General features: G+C 62.0%; 24 protein-coding genes. 3 read left to right on the plus strand and 21 right to left on the minus strand.

From position 1 onward, the window contains the following. Positions 1-15: 15 nt before the first annotated feature. The 5 genes from AC1DN9_RS08625 to AC1DN9_RS08645 all read right to left on the minus strand — a co-directional run bounded on the left by AC1DN9_RS08625 (position 16) and on the right by AC1DN9_RS08645 (position 3,779). Positions 16-474: a Spy/CpxP family protein refolding chaperone gene (locus AC1DN9_RS08625; RefSeq protein WP_478099135.1), complete on the minus strand. Its 459-nt coding sequence runs from the start codon at positions 472-474 to the stop codon at positions 16-18. Positions 475-574: 100 nt separating this feature from the next. Beyond that, positions 575-2,395 carry a phosphoenolpyruvate--protein phosphotransferase gene (gene ptsP / locus AC1DN9_RS08630; RefSeq protein WP_478099137.1) on the minus strand — a complete coding sequence of 607 codons (1,821 nt, stop codon included), beginning with the start codon at positions 2,393-2,395 and terminating at the stop codon, positions 575-577. A gap of 24 nt (positions 2,396-2,419) precedes the next feature. Further along, positions 2,420-2,689 carry an HPr family phosphocarrier protein gene (locus AC1DN9_RS08635; protein ID WP_478099139.1) on the minus strand — a complete coding sequence of 90 codons (270 nt, stop codon included), beginning with the start codon at positions 2,687-2,689 and terminating at the stop codon, positions 2,420-2,422. Continuing rightward, the gene (locus tag AC1DN9_RS08640; protein WP_478099141.1) at positions 2,658-3,113 is read right to left on the minus strand and encodes a PTS sugar transporter subunit IIA; all 456 of its coding nucleotides are present in this window, start codon (positions 3,111-3,113) and stop codon (positions 2,658-2,660) included. Before AC1DN9_RS08640 ends, AC1DN9_RS08635 begins: the two co-directional genes overlap by 32 nt. Positions 3,114-3,230: 117 nt before the next feature. Then, entirely contained in the window at positions 3,231-3,779 is a 549-nt protein-coding gene (locus AC1DN9_RS08645) for a hypothetical protein (RefSeq protein ID WP_478099143.1), read from the minus strand. 96 nt (positions 3,780-3,875) lie between these two features. On the opposite strand from AC1DN9_RS08645, the gene AC1DN9_RS08650 reads away from it, so the two are divergent. Next, entirely contained in the window at positions 3,876-4,373 is a 498-nt protein-coding gene (locus AC1DN9_RS08650; protein WP_478099145.1) for a TlpA disulfide reductase family protein, read from the plus strand. A 40-nt stretch (positions 4,374-4,413) separates the two neighbouring features. On the opposite strand, the gene AC1DN9_RS08655 is transcribed toward AC1DN9_RS08650, so the two are convergent. Then, positions 4,414-4,860, minus strand: a complete 447-nt coding sequence (locus AC1DN9_RS08655) for a c-type cytochrome (protein WP_478099147.1) — start codon at positions 4,858-4,860, stop codon at positions 4,414-4,416. A gap of 151 nt (positions 4,861-5,011) precedes the next feature. On the opposite strand from AC1DN9_RS08655, the gene AC1DN9_RS08660 reads away from it, so the two are divergent. Both AC1DN9_RS08660 and AC1DN9_RS08665 read left to right on the plus strand, forming a co-directional pair. After that, positions 5,012-5,725, plus strand: a complete 714-nt coding sequence (locus tag AC1DN9_RS08660) for a cytochrome b/b6 domain-containing protein (protein ID WP_478099172.1) — start codon at positions 5,012-5,014, stop codon at positions 5,723-5,725. Further along, on the plus strand, positions 5,722-6,303 hold the full coding sequence (locus AC1DN9_RS08665; protein WP_478099149.1) for a GNAT family N-acetyltransferase: 582 nt from the start codon (positions 5,722-5,724) through the stop codon (positions 6,301-6,303). Before AC1DN9_RS08660 ends, AC1DN9_RS08665 begins: the two co-directional genes overlap by 4 nt. A 48-nt stretch (positions 6,304-6,351) precedes the next feature. Here the strand turns inward: AC1DN9_RS08665 and AC1DN9_RS08670 are convergent, their stop codons facing one another. The 15 genes from AC1DN9_RS08670 to AC1DN9_RS08740 all read right to left on the minus strand — a co-directional run. Then, positions 6,352-6,858, minus strand: coding sequence for a redoxin family protein (locus AC1DN9_RS08670; protein ID WP_478099151.1), 507 nt, complete (start codon positions 6,856-6,858; stop codon positions 6,352-6,354). Between the two features lie 71 nt (positions 6,859-6,929). After that, positions 6,930-7,199, minus strand: a complete 270-nt coding sequence (gene rpsQ, locus AC1DN9_RS08675; RefSeq protein WP_478099153.1) for a 30S ribosomal protein S17 — start codon at positions 7,197-7,199, stop codon at positions 6,930-6,932. A 9-nt stretch (positions 7,200-7,208) separates the two neighbouring features. Further along, positions 7,209-7,460 (minus strand): 50S ribosomal protein L29, encoded by a 252-nt coding sequence (rpmC, locus tag AC1DN9_RS08680; protein ID WP_478099155.1) that lies wholly within the window; start codon positions 7,458-7,460, stop codon positions 7,209-7,211. Between the two features lie 14 nt (positions 7,461-7,474). Then, positions 7,475-7,891 carry a 50S ribosomal protein L16 gene (gene rplP, locus AC1DN9_RS08685; RefSeq protein ID WP_028250943.1) on the minus strand — a complete coding sequence of 139 codons (417 nt, stop codon included), beginning with the start codon at positions 7,889-7,891 and terminating at the stop codon, positions 7,475-7,477. Positions 7,892-7,919: 28 nt separating this feature from the next. Continuing rightward, positions 7,920-8,840: a 30S ribosomal protein S3 gene (gene rpsC, locus AC1DN9_RS08690; protein ID WP_435518133.1), complete on the minus strand. Its 921-nt coding sequence runs from the start codon at positions 8,838-8,840 to the stop codon at positions 7,920-7,922. Positions 8,841-8,856: 16 nt separating this feature from the next. After that, complete coding sequence (gene rplV, locus AC1DN9_RS08695; RefSeq protein ID WP_019657678.1) at positions 8,857-9,189, minus strand: 50S ribosomal protein L22; 333 nt, start codon at positions 9,187-9,189, stop codon at positions 8,857-8,859. A gap of 9 nt (positions 9,190-9,198) precedes the next feature. Then, positions 9,199-9,477 carry a 30S ribosomal protein S19 gene (gene rpsS, locus AC1DN9_RS08700; protein ID WP_007838132.1) on the minus strand — a complete coding sequence of 93 codons (279 nt, stop codon included), beginning with the start codon at positions 9,475-9,477 and terminating at the stop codon, positions 9,199-9,201. Positions 9,478-9,487: 10 nt separating this feature from the next. Then, positions 9,488-10,312 (minus strand): 50S ribosomal protein L2, encoded by an 825-nt coding sequence (rplB, locus tag AC1DN9_RS08705; protein ID WP_028250945.1) that lies wholly within the window; start codon positions 10,310-10,312, stop codon positions 9,488-9,490. A gap of 2 nt (positions 10,313-10,314) precedes the next feature. Then, positions 10,315-10,650: a 50S ribosomal protein L23 gene (gene rplW / locus AC1DN9_RS08710; protein ID WP_478099158.1), complete on the minus strand. Its 336-nt coding sequence runs from the start codon at positions 10,648-10,650 to the stop codon at positions 10,315-10,317. Further along, positions 10,647-11,267 (minus strand): 50S ribosomal protein L4, encoded by a 621-nt coding sequence (gene rplD, locus AC1DN9_RS08715; RefSeq protein ID WP_286569495.1) that lies wholly within the window; start codon positions 11,265-11,267, stop codon positions 10,647-10,649. The genes rplW and rplD overlap by 4 nt, the downstream gene beginning before the upstream one ends. Then, the gene (gene rplC / locus AC1DN9_RS08720) at positions 11,267-11,947 is read right to left on the minus strand and encodes a 50S ribosomal protein L3 (RefSeq protein WP_478099159.1); all 681 of its coding nucleotides are present in this window, start codon (positions 11,945-11,947) and stop codon (positions 11,267-11,269) included. Before rplC ends, rplD begins: the two co-directional genes overlap by 1 nt. 178 nt (positions 11,948-12,125) lie before the next feature. After that, positions 12,126-12,689, minus strand: coding sequence for a hypothetical protein (locus AC1DN9_RS08725; protein ID WP_478099161.1), 564 nt, complete (start codon positions 12,687-12,689; stop codon positions 12,126-12,128). Then, positions 12,686-14,281, minus strand: a complete 1,596-nt coding sequence (locus AC1DN9_RS08730; RefSeq protein WP_478099162.1) for a hypothetical protein — start codon at positions 14,279-14,281, stop codon at positions 12,686-12,688. Before AC1DN9_RS08730 ends, AC1DN9_RS08725 begins: the two co-directional genes overlap by 4 nt. A gap of 128 nt (positions 14,282-14,409) precedes the next feature. After that, positions 14,410-14,724 carry a 30S ribosomal protein S10 gene (gene rpsJ / locus AC1DN9_RS08735; RefSeq protein WP_028250951.1) on the minus strand — a complete coding sequence of 105 codons (315 nt, stop codon included), beginning with the start codon at positions 14,722-14,724 and terminating at the stop codon, positions 14,410-14,412. 22 nt (positions 14,725-14,746) lie between these two features. Next, a partial coding sequence (locus AC1DN9_RS08740; protein WP_478099174.1) for an EF-Tu C-terminal domain-related protein occupies positions 14,747-14,894 on the minus strand: 148 nt, incomplete at its 5' end.

Here is a 14,894-nt window from a genome sequence, read left to right on the forward strand (position 1 = left end):
TGCGTCAGAGGACTTTCATCCCCTTCTCCAGCGGCGGGCGCGGTCCATGAAATCGCGGACCTTCTGTTGCTGCGCCGGATTCAGGTTGTCGAAGAAGTCGGCGGCCGCCGCGATCACTTCGGGGCTGCCGGCCTGCACGGCGGCGCTCTTGTCCTCGACCAGCTTCTTCGCGCGCTCCTGGTCGAGCTTTGCGCCGGCGAACAAGGCACGGAACTCGGCGCGCGGATCGCCGCCGCCGCGCAACGCTGCGCGCTGGGCCTGGATCTTTTCGGTCAGCACCTGGAGCTTCTGCTTCTGCGTGGCGTCGAGCTCGAGCTTGCTGCTCACGCGCTCGACGATGCGCGCACGGAACTCGGCCCGGTCTTGCTCGGAGTCGCCGCTCCAGCCGTGGCGGTGTCCGCAACCGGCCAGGCTGCCCGCAACCAGCGCAGCACCGGCGATACCGAAGAGAGAACGTTTGAACCAGCGTTTCATGAGAGTCTTCCTTTGCATGTGATCGGATCGATCAGGGAGACTCGATGGTGCTTTTGCGCAGCCGTGAAGTCCTTTCGCGACGGTTTCGGCGTGTTTCGTTTTATTGCGGCGCGAGGGCGACCGGCGCTAGCGCGGCGGAGGGTTCCTCGGCCTCGATCACGCCCTGCGCCCAGGATTCGAGCTTTCGGGTGTCGGCGCGCAGCACTTCCTGCTTCACAGCCAGGATCTGCGAGGGATGCATCGAGAAGCTGCGCAAGCCCAAGCCGAGCAGCAATCGGGTGAACATGACGTCACCCGCCATTTCTCCGCACACGCTCACGCTCTTGCCCTGGCGCCGGCACTCGGCAATGGTGTCGGCCACCAGCCGAAGCACAGCGGGATGCGCAGGATCGTAGAGATGCGCGACCGATTCGTCGGCGCGGTCGATGGCGAGCGTGTACTGGATCAGGTCGTTGGTGCCGATCGACAGGAAATCGAAGTACTTCAGGAAGGTCTTGAGCGTGAGCGCGGCGGCCGGGATTTCGATCATCGCGCCGAGCTTCACGTTGCCGTGAACGACGCCGCGGTTGTCCAGTTCGCCCCGCGCGAAATCGATGAGTGACAGGGTCTGCCGAATCTCGCTCACGTGCGCCAGCATCGGAATCAGCAGATGGATCTCGCCGTGCGCTGCGGCGCGCAGGATGGCACGTAGCTGTGTAAGAAACATCGCCGGATCTGCCAGGCTCCAGCGAATTGCGCGCAGACCGAGGGCAGGATTCAGGTGCGAGTCTTCGCGGACCGACTTACCGTCGAGCTGCTTGTCCGCGCCGACATCAACGGTCCGAATGGTGACAGGCATGCCCTGCATGCCCTCGACCGCGCGCCTGTATGCCTGGTACTGCTCTTCCTCGTCGGGCAGGCGCGTCATGCGCTGCGCTTCGCGGCCCATGAAGAGGAATTCGCTACGGAACAGACCCACGCCGACCGCGCCGGCTCGGACCGCGCCCACCGTGTCTTCGGGCATCTCGATATTGGCCAGCAATTCGACGCGCTGACCATCAAGCGTCACGGCCGGCTTGTGCCGCAGCCGGGAAAGCCGCCCGCGTTCGAGGTCGCCCTGTCGCTGCTTGAAGCCGTATTCGGCCAGGATGATCGGCGAGGGATCGACGATCACGACGCCAGCATCGCCATCGATGACGACCCAGTCGTCCTGCCGCACCAATTGGCTCGCGCTGCGGGCGCCGACCACGGCCGGGATGTCCATGCTGCGCGCGACGATCGCCGTGTGCGAGGTGCGTCCGCCGACGTCGGTCACGAAGCCCGCGAACACGCTCTTCTTGAACTGCAGCATGTCGGCCGGCGAGAGATCGTGCGCGATCAGCACCAGCGGCACGTCGATGCCGTCGCCGGCAGTGGGGTCGGAATGCTCGTCGTCGTCGTTTTCGGAGGCGCGCTTGCGGCGCGGCGGGTTCGGCGCGAGAACTGCTGCCGTGCCCTTCATCCGGTGCAGCAGGCGCTCGACGACCTGCTCCAGGTCCGCCTTGCGCTCGCGGAGGTACTCGTCCTCCATCTCGTCGAACTGGCGCGCAACCACTTCGAGCTGCGTTGTGAGCGCCCACTCGGCGTTGTAGAGGCGCTCCACGATCCAGTGCTTGACGCCGCCGGTGAGCACCTCGTCCTGCAGCAGCATCTGGTGCACGTCGAGGAGCGCGGAGAGTTCGTGCGGGGCGTCGTTGGGACCCATCAGCGCCACGCTGGCCTGCAATTTCTGCAGTTCCTCGGCCACCGCGTTCCGGGCGACCCGGACTCGGTCGATCTCGGTTTCGACTTCCTCGGGTTTGATGAAATAGTGCGCGACGTCGATGCGGCTCGACACGACGAGCACGGCGCGGCCGATGGCAATGCCACGGGCAACCGGGAGACCGTGGATCGAGAATGTCACGCCTTACCCCACGAAGTGCGCCATCTATTCACCTTCCCCGAACTTGTCGTTCATGAGTGCAACGATGGCATCCAGCGCCTCTTGCTCGCGGTCGCCGATCGTCTCGACTTCCACAGTCACGCCGATGCCGGCGGCCAGCATCATCACGCCCATGATGCTCTTCGCATTCACCCGACGATCGCCGCGCGCAAGCCAGACTTCGCAGGGATAGCTCCCCGCAAGCTTGGTGAGTTTCGCCGAGGCCCGCGCATGCAGGCCCAGCTTATTGCTGATGGTCACGGATGTCTTGGTCACTGTGCTTTCTTCTTGCCTGATTCTGGGGAGCGGTCACGGCCACTTGCATCACGCCCGCGGTTCCTCCGGTGAGCGCACGCTGCACAAGCGTATCAAGCGGTTCGTTCCGATAGCTGACGGCGCGCAGCAACATGGGTAGGTTAACGCCAGCCACCAGGCGGGAGCGGACGCCGTCGACCAGCTTCTGGGCCACATTGCAGGGCGTTGCTCCGAAAACGTCGGCCAGCACGAGCACCTGCGAGCGCGGTGTGCGATGAAGCTGCGCCAAGGTGATGCGCGCTGCGGCGAGAGTTTCGTCGGGGGAGACGTTAGGCAAGACGTCGAGCGCAACGATGAACTGCTCGCAATCAGGAAACACATGCAATGCGCACTGCCGCAGTGCCTGCGCAAGCGGCGAATGAGCAATGATGAAGATGCTGTTCATGTGAGTCGGCAGACAGTCTGCCAATTATGCGGGGGCATCCGTGAGGGTGTAGAAATAAGACAACACAACACGCAGCATCTCATCAACGTCCAGGGCCTGTTTCGTGCCTTTGTCCACTCACGGGATGCGAATTCCCTCGAAAAACGTCGCCAGTGCGTCGGACGATGACGGCGAACCCTGTACGGTAGCCTGATAAATCGCCATTCCGTCCGGTCGCTGTTGCGCGAACCAGAGGACGTGGGCCGCGTCGTCGCGGCTTTCGGCCGGTGGGCCCTGGGTATCGAGCCGCGCCGGGGCGGGCGACGCAGCGGCACGAGGCACGGTGGCAGGGGCCTCGACGACCTGGGTGCTCGCGAGCTGGGAGCGTGTCGCGGCTCGCCATGCGCGAATCCAGCTCTCGGCCTGCTCGGCACTGCCGGCCGTGGCGTGAGCGACGGCAAACGTGGCGCCCCCGGCCTTGCAACCGGCCATGTCGACTGCAACCGCCTCGGTTCCGAGGGGGATCTGCCGAGTGGCGTGGTCAGGCTTGCATGGCAGCAGAACGACAACGCCGGCGTCCCCCACCGGGGCATCTCGCCAGTTGAAGGTCGGACTGCACGCCGCAAGGGCGATCGCGGCCACGGCGTATGCCGTGCGACTGGGACGATGGCAGGACGGAGTCGACATGGAAAGCCCATTATCGAACGCCCCTTCGGCGAGCCTGGGAGCCCGGCACGATCCGGCGATGGGAACTAAAATCCGCGAACTCCACCCTCTTCTTCCATGAAAAAGCTCTTCTACGCCGCAGCAACTGCGCTAGCCCTGGTCGTCGGCGTGGGCGTGTACCTGAACACGGGCGTTTCCGCAGCGCCGGCATCGACCTTCGTGCTTCTCGACGGTACGAAGAAAAGCACCGAGGACCTCAAGGGCAAGGTCACCCTGGTCAATTTCTGGGCAACGAGCTGCGTCACCTGCGTGGGTGAAATGCCCAAGGTCATCGCGACTTACGACAAATACAAGAATCAGGGCTACGACACCCTCGCCGTGGCAATGAGCTACGACCCACCGGCCTACGTCGTCAATTACGCCGAAACGCGCAAACTGCCGTTCAAGGTGGCGATCGACAACACAGGCGCCGTGGCCAAGGCTTGGGGCGACGTCCAGCTGACGCCGACCACCTACGTGGTCAACAAGCGCGGCGAGATCGTGAAGCGCTATGTCGGCGAACCCGACTTCGCCGAATTGCACAAGTTGATCGAGAAACTGCTCGCCGAGGCATAAAGCCCCCGACGAGTATTCGGTGCTCGCGGCCAGGTGCGAGCTATTTGTTCCTGAAGGAATCGTGGCACGCCTTGCACGTTTCACCGAGCGAGCCCATCGCGGTTTTCAGCGCGTCGAGGTTGCCGGTTTTCGTCGCAACAAGGAGCTTGTCGGTTTCGGCCATCAGCCGATCGCTCAACTCCTTGAACTTGGCCTGCTCCTTCCAGATCTCCGGCTTGGCCTTGCCGCCCTCCGTGCCCGGCCCAAAGCCGGCCCAGGGTAGCCTTGATATCTGGGCGACCACCTCGGCATTGGCGACCGCAACCGTCGCATCGAAAGGAACCCGGCCGTTGGCCATGGCACCCAGGCGCCCCACATGCTGCCCCTGGATGAACATCGCACTCTGGCGGTATTTGATGGCATCCTCAGTCTTGGCGAACTGAGCGCTGGCCGACACGGAAAAGGCTCCGCAAACGGCAGCCAGGATGAGGGTGACGAGAGATTTCATCGTGAATCCTTTTTGCTCGTGCATCGCTGAGTACGGTGCCGTAGTCCAGTTTAGAGATTTGGCGCAGCCAATGGGTAGAGACAACCCGCAAGGCCACTCGCCACCGAAGTTTGCTAATCTGCGGATCCCGCATCCTGCGTCACAGCCACCGATGACCGCATCTTTCGAGCCCACGACGCGCCGCGCGAGGCTGGATGAGCCTGGCGCGATTCGAACGCGTGTCTGGGATCTGCCGACCCGGCTGTTCCACTGGGCGTTGGCGCTGACTGTGATCAGCCTCATTGCAACCGGACTTGGCGGGATCATGGAATGGCATTTCCGTCTCGGTTACACCGCGCTGTCGCTTCTGCTTTTTCGTCTGGTCTGGGGATTCGTCGGCGGTCGTTGGTCGCGCTTCTCGGCTTTCATTTATGCGCCGCGCTCGGTCGTTTCGTATCTGCGAGGTCGTGCGCACCCCGACCATCTCATCGGCCACTCTCCATTGGGCGCGCTATCGGTGTTCGCGGTCCTTGGCCTGCTGCTGGTGCAAGTAGCGACCGGCTTGGTGGCCGACGACGAGATCTCGGCATCGGGGCCGCTGACACGCTTTGTGCCCGGTTCCGTGGTGAGCGCCGCAACGAAGTGGCATGCCGAGCCAGGCATGTGGCTGGTCATCACGCTGGTGAGCCTGCACGTCCTGGCGGTTCTTTTCTATGTATTTGTCAAAGGCCGGCGGCTCATCCGGCCCATGATTTCCGGCGACAAGCCGCTCGCCGACGGCAACGGCGCGCCGAGCCGTGACGATTTCGCGTCAAGACTTCTTGCGCTTGCCGTGTTCGCGGTCTGCGTAGGCTTTGCCGTCTGGATAGCATCATTGCGCGTATGAGCAACTCCATGTCACGTCCCCTGCCATTGGCAGACACGCCTGAAATCGTGCTGCTGACGCCCGACGAACCGCACGAACTCGAAGCCACACGGGCGATTTTTCAGGACTATGCTGCTTCCCTGGGCATCGACCTCGGATTTCAGAATTTCGACGCTGAACTTGTCAACTTGCCCGGTGACTACGCGGAACCGCGTGGCGCCTTGCTTCTGGCACTGGTCAACACGATCGATACGGCGGTTCCCGTGAATGCGCAACCTCTGCAAAGAGCCAATGGCGATCTCGCGCATGTCGCCGGTTGTTGCGCGCTGCGTCCCTTGGATTCGGCGGACTATCCCAATGCCGCCGAAATGAAGCGCCTGTATGTACGTCCGGAATTTCGGGGGGTGGGGCTCGGGCGACAACTCGCGGAAGCCATTCTCGACGCCGCGCGCGGAGCGGGCTACGCGTGCGTACTGCTCGATACGCTCGACGACATGGAGTCTGCGAGGGCACTCTACGAAGACCTCGGCTTCATCGAAGTGCCTCCTTACTATCACAACCCGGTTGCCGGGTCGCACTACCTCAAAGCTGATTTGTAGCTCGCCCCGTCCTCACGCGGCCCGGAGCGCTACGAACGCGGGGAGCGATCAGCCGCGGGCTTGTGCCAACAGCGTGTCGGCATCGCTGACTTCGAACTTTCCGGGGCCTTCGACGTTCAGCGAAACAACTTTGCCGTCCCTGACGAGCATGGAATAGCGATTGCTACGGATACCCATCCCTCGCGCGGTCAGATCCAACGTCAGGCCGGTCGCATTGGCAAAGGCAGCACTGCCGTCCGCCAACATGCGGACCTTGCTGCCCGTCTTCTGGTCGCGAGCCCAAGCGCCCATGACGAAGGCATCGTTGACGCTCACGCACCAGATTTCATCGACTCCCGCAGCCTTGAAGTCCTCGAAATGCTGCACATACCCAGGTACGTGCTTGGCAGAGCAGGTGGGTGTGAAAGCGCCAGGCAACGCGAACAGCGCGATGGTCTTCCCGGCAGTGGCCTTCGCGACATCGACAGGGTTGGGACCGATGCTGCAGCCCTCCCCTTCGACCTCGGAATATTCCTGGAGGGTTGCAGTGGGAAGCGTGTCGCCGACTTTGATCATTTGAAGGACTCCTGAAAAAGAAAAACGGCCCACATTGTGGGCCGCTTTTGCTCGGGCTGCTTCGCCTGCGATCAGACCAAAACGGCCTTTTCGATCAGACGGGTCACGACCCAGTTCTTCGTCTTCGAAATCGGCCGGCTTTCGGTGATCTCGATGGTGTCGCCCAGCTTGTACTCGCCCTTTTCGTCATGGGCGTGGTACTTGCTGGTCTTGGCCACGATCTTGCCGTAGAGTTCGTGCTTCACACGACGCTCGACCAGCACAGTCACGGTCTTCTCACGCTTGTCGCTGACCACCTTGCCGATCAAGGTGCGCTTGAGGGATTTTTTAGCTTCCGTCATGTTCACTCCTTACTTGGCGGCTTGGGCTTCTTGCTGCTTCTGAGCAAGAATGGTCTTGGCGCGCGCGATGTCGCGGCGCGTCACGCGCAGCGTCGAGGTATTCGACAACTGTTGCGTGGCTTTCTGCATGCGCAGGCCGAAATGAGCCTTCTGCAGATCCTTGATTTCGGCTTGCAGGCCCGCAACGTCCTTGTTGCGCAGCTCGGCGGCCTTCGAAGTCTTGGCCGTAGCCGCAACTTCCTTCTTCTTACGTGTTGCCATGGTGTTCTCCTCGATCAGGCGCCGAGCTGGCGAGCGACGAAGGTCGTACGCAGCGGCAGCTTGGCAGCGGCCAGACGGAAGGCCTCGCGAGCCAGTTCTTCGGGGACGCCGACGATCTCATAGATCACCTTGCCGGGCTGGATTTCGGCGACGTAGTACTCTGGGTTGCCCTTGCCGTTACCCATCCGCACTTCTGCGGGCTTGTGGGAGATCGGCTTGTCGGGGAACACACGAATCCAGATGCGGCCACCGCGCTTGACGTGACGCGAGATCGCGCGACGTGCGGCTTCGATCTGACGGGCCGTAAGACGGCCTCGGTCGATCGACTTCAGGCCGAAATCACCGAACGACACCGCGTTGCCGCGAGTCGCGATGCCGGTGTTGCGGCCCTTTTGTTCCTTGCGGAACTTTCTGCGTGCAGGTTGCAGCATGTTTATTACTCCGTAGTTCTAAGACCGATCACTCGGTCTTGGCACCGTCAGCTGCTGCAGCTGGCGCGGCTTTGCGGACGCGCTTAACGGCGGGTTTCGAGTCTGCACCTGGAGCCGCCGGAGCGGCGCCAGTGGCTTCTGCGGGCTTGTCGCTGCCATCGGCCGGGGCGACGTTGCCGCCGATCGGGCCACGGGCACCGGCGCGCGGACCGCGACGGTCAGAGCCGGGACGATCGCCACCAGGACGGCCATCACGACGCGGGCCGCGAGGGCGACGCTCTTCGTCGGGGCGCGGCGTTTCGACGGCCGGCAGGTCGTTACGACCCAGCGTGTCGCCCTTGTAGACCCAGACCTTGACGCCAATGACGCCGTAGGTGGTCTTGGCTTCCGAGGTGCCGTAGTCGATGTCGGCGCGCAGGGTGTGAAGCGGCACGCGACCTTCGCGGTACCACTCGGTACGTGCGATTTCGATGCCATTCAGGCGACCGGCCGACATGATCTTGATGCCCTGGGCACCCAGACGCATGGCGTTCTGCATCGCGCGCTTCATGGCGCGGCGGAACATGATCCGCTTCTCGAGCTGCTGAGTGATGCTGTCGGCGATCAGTTGCGCATCGATCTCGGGCTTGCGCACTTCTTCGATGTTGACAGCAACCGGCACGCCGAGTTGCTTGCCCAGCTCGCGCTTGAGGTTCTCGATGTCCTCGCCCTTCTTGCCGATCACGACGCCCGGACGTGCCGAGTAGATCGTGATGCGTGCGTTCTTGGCGGGGCGCTCGATCAGCACGCGCGAAACGGACGCGTTCTTGAGCTTCTTCTTCAGGTACTCGCGCACCTTGATGTCTTCGGCCAGCATGCCGGCGAAGTCGCGGTTGCTTGCGTACCAGCGGCTGGACCAGTTACGGCTGACCGCAAGGCGGAAGCCGGTTGGGTGGATTTTCTGTCCCATATTTCTTCCAGGCCTATTAGTTGCCAACCGTCACGTACACATGGCACGTGGGCTTGCTGATGCGATTGCCGCGACCCTTGGCGCGCGCGGTGAAGCGCTTGAGCGTGGCGCCTTGCTCGACGTAGATGGTCTTGACCTTCAGTTCGTCGATATCGGCACCGTCGTTGTGCTCGGCGTTGGCGATGGCCGACTCGAGCACCTTCTTCACGATCACAGCGGCCTTCTTCTGCGTGAATTGCAGAATGTTGAGCGCTTGATCGACCTTCTTGCCGCGGATCAGGTCGGCGACCAGACGGCCCTTGTCGACCGAAAGGCGGACGCCGCGGAGGACTGCACGTGTTTCAGACATGGTCGTTCCTTACTTCTTCTGGACTTTTTTGTCCGCGGGGTGCCCCTTGAACGTGCGCGTGAGCGCAAATTCACCGAGCTTGTGGCCGACCATCTGGTCGGTGATGTACACAGGCACATGCTGCTTGCCGTTGTGCACGGCAATGGTCAGACCGATGAACTCGGGCAGAACCATCGAGCGACGCGACCAGGTCTTGATCGGCTTCTTGTCCTTGGTCGTCACGGCCTTGTCGGCCTTGGCCACGAGGTGGTGGTCGACGAACGGACCTTTTTTGAGAGAGCGAGTCATTTGCTAACCCTTACTTCTTGCGACGCGACACGATGAAGACTTGCGTGCGCTTGTTGTTACGGGTGCGATAACCCTTGGTCAGGTTGCCCCATGGGTCGACAGGATGGCGGCCTTCGCCGGTCTTGCCTTCGCCACCACCGTGTGGGTGGTCGACCGGGTTCATCACCACGCCGCGAACGGTCGGGCGGATACCCATCCAGCGCTTCACGCCGGCCTTGCCGAGCTGGCGCAGGCTGTGTTCTTCGTTGGCGACTTCACCGATGGTCGCGCGGCACTCGACGTGCACGCGGCGGACTTCGCCCGAACGCATACGGACCTGGGCATAGACGCCTTCACGGGCCAGCAGCGTGGCCGAGGTACCGGCCGAACGGGCGATCTGCGCGCCCTTGCCAGGCTGCAGTTCGATGCAGTGGATCGTCGAACCCACAGGGATGTTGCGAATCGGCAGCGTGTTGCCGGCACGGATCGGAGCTTCCGAACCGCTCAACAGCGTTGCACCAGCTTCCAGACCGCGCGGGGCGATGATGTAGCGGCGCTCGCCATCGGCGTAGCACACGAGCGCGATGTGGGCGGTACGGTTGGGGTCGTACTCGATACGTTCGACCTTGGCCGGGATGCCGTCCTTGTTGCGCACGAAGTCCACGACGCGATAGTGGTGCTTGTGGCCACCACCCTTGTGGCGGGTCGTGATGTGACCGTTGTTGTTGCGGCCAGCCTTCTGGAATTGCGGCTCCAGCAAGGCCGCGTGCGGCGCGCCCTTGTACAGGTGGTCTCGCGAGATCTTCACCGCGCCGCGTTGGCCCGGCGAAGTGGGTTTCATCTTGATGACGGCCATGATTAAGCGCCTTCCCCGACGAGGTTGAGCTCTTGACCAGCCTTGAGCGTCACATAGGCCTTGCGAACGTTGTCGCGGCGACCGATGGACTTGCCGAAGCGCTTGGTCTTGCCCTTGGTGTTGAGCACCGACACGCCCTGGACTTCGACCTTGAACATCAGTTCAACAGCGGCCTTGATCTCGGGCTTGGTGGCATCCTGCAGCACCTTGAAGGTGACGGCATTCGACTTCTCGCCGACCATCGTCGCTTTTTCAGACACGATCGGGGCGATCAGCACATTCATCAGGCGACCTTCATCGAACTGACGTTGTGCGGGAGTAGGGTTCATGCGGCTCATGCGAACATCTCCTTGAGCTTATCGACGGCACCCTTGGTGACCAGCACCTTCTTGTAGTGAACCAGCGACACCGGATCGGCGTAACGCGGCTCGACCACGAGCACGTTGACCAGGTTGCGCGAGGCCAGGTACAGGTTCTCGTCGACTTCCTCGGCGATCACGAGCACGGACTCGAGATTCATTGCCTTGAACTTGGCGGCCAGCGCCTTGGTCTTGGGAGAGTCGACCTTGATCGAATCGACCACGGCCAGACGACCTTCACGAGCGAGCTGCGAGAAGATGGAGGCCATGCCGGCGCGATACATCTTCTTGTTGATCTTCTGCGAGAAGTTTTCGTCAGGCATGTTCGGGAAAATGCGGCCACCCCCACGCCACAGCGGCGAGGAAGTCATACCGGCACGGGCGCGGCCCGTTCCCTTTTGCTTGAAAGGCTTCTTGGTCGAGTGCTTGACCTGCTCGCGGTCCTTCTGGGCGCGCGTGCCTTGGCGGGCGTTGGCCTGGAATGCGACGACGATCTGGTGAACCAGGTCTTCGTTGTAGTCGCGGCCAAACACGGTCTCGGGGGCGTCGTACTTCGACGCGGCCTGGCCTTGTTCGTTCAGGAGTTCGAGTTCCATTACTTCGCTCCTTCAGCGGCTTGCGGCCTAGCCTTGACAGCCGGACGCACGGTGACGAAGCCACCCTTCGAACCCGGAATTGCACCCTTGATCAGGAGCAATTGACGGGCTTCATCGATCCGGATCACATCGAGGTTCTGGGTCGTCACGGTGACATCGCCGAGGTGGCCCGTCATACGCTTGCCGGGGAACACGCGTCCGGGATCCTGCGCCATGCCGATGGAACCCGGCACGTTGTGCGAACGGCTGTTGCCGTGCGACGCGCGCTGCGAGCTCATGTTGTGACGCTTGATCGTGCCAGCGTAGCCCTTACCAATGGAAGTGCCCTGCACGTCCACCTTCTGGCCGACCGCAAACACACTGGCGGCCGCAATGACGCCACCAGTCTTGTGCTGACCGGCCGTGTCGGCGGTCACGCGGAATTCCTGGATGATTTCGCCAGCTTCGACACCCGCCTTGGCGAGGTGACCGGCTTCAGGCTTGGTAACACGCGATGCCTTGCGCGAACCGAACGTCACTTGAAGTGCGACGTAGCCATCATTCTCTTGGGTTTTGATCTGGGTCACACGGTTGTTGGACACATCAATCACCGTGACAGGAACAGCATCCCCGTCATCGGTGAAGAGACGCATCATCCCCACCTTGCGGCCCAGCAACCCGAGGGAGTTGCTCAGACTCATTGGTTTTCTCCAAAACTTCCGCCGCTGCCACTTCAATTGGCGACAGCGTTTGGTATACGAAAGAAGGTTAATAAAGCTCCGCGCAAAATGAACCCTGGGGCGCAATTTTGGCAGAGCCGAAGATTATAGCGCGCAATGCGCAAATGCTGCAACGGGGATGGTGGCCCCGGCTGGGGGCCTACTTCACCTGCATCGATCGGACCCTATCCCCGCCGGGGCTTTGCTTGAGCTCACCGGCACCCGGCAGCGCTGAAGGGGACTGGCCCACTTGGACGGGAATCGAAGTTGCGCTGGTCGCGCCGTACTGAGTCGTGAACACGTGCAGATAACCGATACCCGCTGCGGACGGGGTGACTTTGATCGTCAATGAGGTGACTTCGCCTGCTGGCAGCGTCCGAGTCGCAGCGACATCGCCGAGCGCCAGACCACCCTCAGTCGTCAACCGAAGCGCCGCTCCGCCATGTTCCGTCACTCCGTCGAAGGTCAACACTAAGGGAATGGCGACGCCAATCGCGGGCGTTCCGTCGATGCGATATCGCACGACCACTCCTGAACCGTTTGCTTTCATTGGAGCTGTCTTCATGGATGTGCTCGCCGGCGCACCCTTGACCATTCCAGGCGCCTTCGCGCCATCAGCTGCCGCGCTTGAAGGAGCGAGCAGCGCCAACACCAACACCAACGCCAACGCCAGCGTGACGGCAGCGCATGCGCCTGGGCCCATTTTCAAAGGTGCAGCGTTCATTGGATGGTGACGTTGAAACATGTGGAGGCCGATGAGTTGTTGAAGTCATTGATCACCAGAATGCTCTCCCCGGCCGGCAAACTTACGGCGGCCGTCTCGCTCTGACCCAGCCCGTCGGCCTCGGCAATCTGGCCACCGTTGTAAACCGCGAAGTCAGGATCGACGGCCGTCGACGTGCCAGCGACCGTGACGGTGTAGTTGCCCGCCGATGGCACGGTAAACCGAAGATAGACGTAGCTCCCCAGCTTGTTGCCGGAACCCGCCTGATTAGAGACGCAAGCCGAATTGACTGCACCTGGCGTGGCCCGTTGGTACATCGGTAGCGCGACGGCAACGCCGCCATTGTTGGTTTCCGACCCACCGAATGGGTCGGATGCGGCACTGATGCTCTGCCCTGCCAGCAACGTGGCCAAGTTCGAAGCACTTCCCGGTGCCGCCGAAGAAAAGGCGACTGCGAACGGGTGAACGGAAGTCACAGGCAGGCCGTTCTTGAAGGGGCCAGTCATCGTGTCGTGGATCGCCTTGAAGCCGACCTGCCCGTTCAGATTCCAAATGATCGACTGTATGGACGCCTCGCGGAACCAGCCAGGGTTTGAATCAACGCCGGTGCGGAGATCAACGTTGGAGCCCTGCGCTTGGCCAGGGCCGACCGAATCGGTGTAGTTGCTGCGCCCGAGCGCAATGCCGGACCACGCATTGCCCCATCCTTCGGAAAACGCGACCCGGCGATCAAGGCTGTCCGTGATGGCGTGGCTCCCGCCCGGCGAATCGTCTCGACTGAATGCCGACTGATAGTAGTGACCCCATTCATGGGCAATCACCGACGAATCGTACTCGTCGGTGTCGACGTTCTCCTTGCCCAGAACATAGATGGCACGGCCTGCACTTCCGTTGCTGAAGAAGGTCGTTCCAATCTGGCCGAGGGCTGGATTGCCTGTGGCCGGAACGTTGTTGGCGCTCCAGAACACACGCAACGCGGGAAAGGCCGTGTTTGGCGCGACCGACAGGACTTTCGCCTGGGCCGCGTAAATCGTATCCAGAGCGGCGAAAGGTGCCGCTACACGCGTCCCGCTGTAGCTCGATCCGCCCCACCCGGACGGGGCATGAATGTCACGCGAGAGCGAAGCAGTTGTCCCTGAGGAGAACGTTGGCGTCTCCATCGCATAGATGGCGTTCGATTGTGTGTTGTCACGGACCGAGACGTCCCAGCTTGCACCAGCGCCGACTTGCGACATCTGCGCCCTGACGCGCACGATGAGCGACGTGCCCGACGGTACGCTCACAGAGTACGCGCCGTTTGCATCTGTACTTGTTGAGGCGATGACGGTCGACGCGCTGTTCAAGATTTCGATCACAGCCCCCCGAATCGGCTTGGCGCTGCTCGCCGCATAAGCCAAAGCACCTGTCGTGTTGGGGATCGAATCGTACGTAGCGACACCGCTCAAGGTGACGGAAGCGGCGGCTGGCACGCCTGCGGCGGGCGACGGAACCGCACTGATTCCACCTCCACCACCGCCACCACCGCCGCATCCTCCCACGAGTGCCAACGCTGCCGACAACGCCAATCCCCGCCAAAACAATCTGCATTCCATATCCAGCGCCTCGCTAGCCTTCGCAACGGCCGGTCGCCGCATGTTTCTAGGATGCCACACCCGTAGGCCAAAAGAACAAAGCCCGCTTGCAGAAGTGCAAGCGGGCTTTGCCAAGTAAGTAGACGTTTTTACTGGAGCTTGATCTCAACGTCGACGCCGGCCGGCAGGTCGAGCTTCATGAGTGCATCCACGGTCTTGTCCGTTGGATCGACGATGTCCATCAGGCGTTGATGCGTGCGGATCTCGAACTGGTCACGGCTGGTCTTGTTGACGTGCGGCGAACGCAGGATGTCGAAGCGCTTCATGCGAGTCGGCAGGGGCACAGGACCCTTGACGATCGCGCCGGTGCGCTTGGCGGTGTCCACAATCTCTGCAGCCGATTGGTCGATCAGCTTGTAGTCGAACGCCTTCAGGCGGATACGGATTTTTTGCTTGGTAGCCATGGTTATTCCTTCGTGCGTTCGATCAGATGTCGAGGATCTTTGCCACGACGCCCGAGCCCACGGTGCGACCACCTTCGCGGATCGCGAAGCGCAGACCTTCTTCCATGGCAATCGGGTTGATCAGCTTCACCGTGATCGACACGTTGTCGCCGGGCATGACCATCTCCTTG

The organism is Variovorax sp. 05L425 (assembly GCF_056397705.1).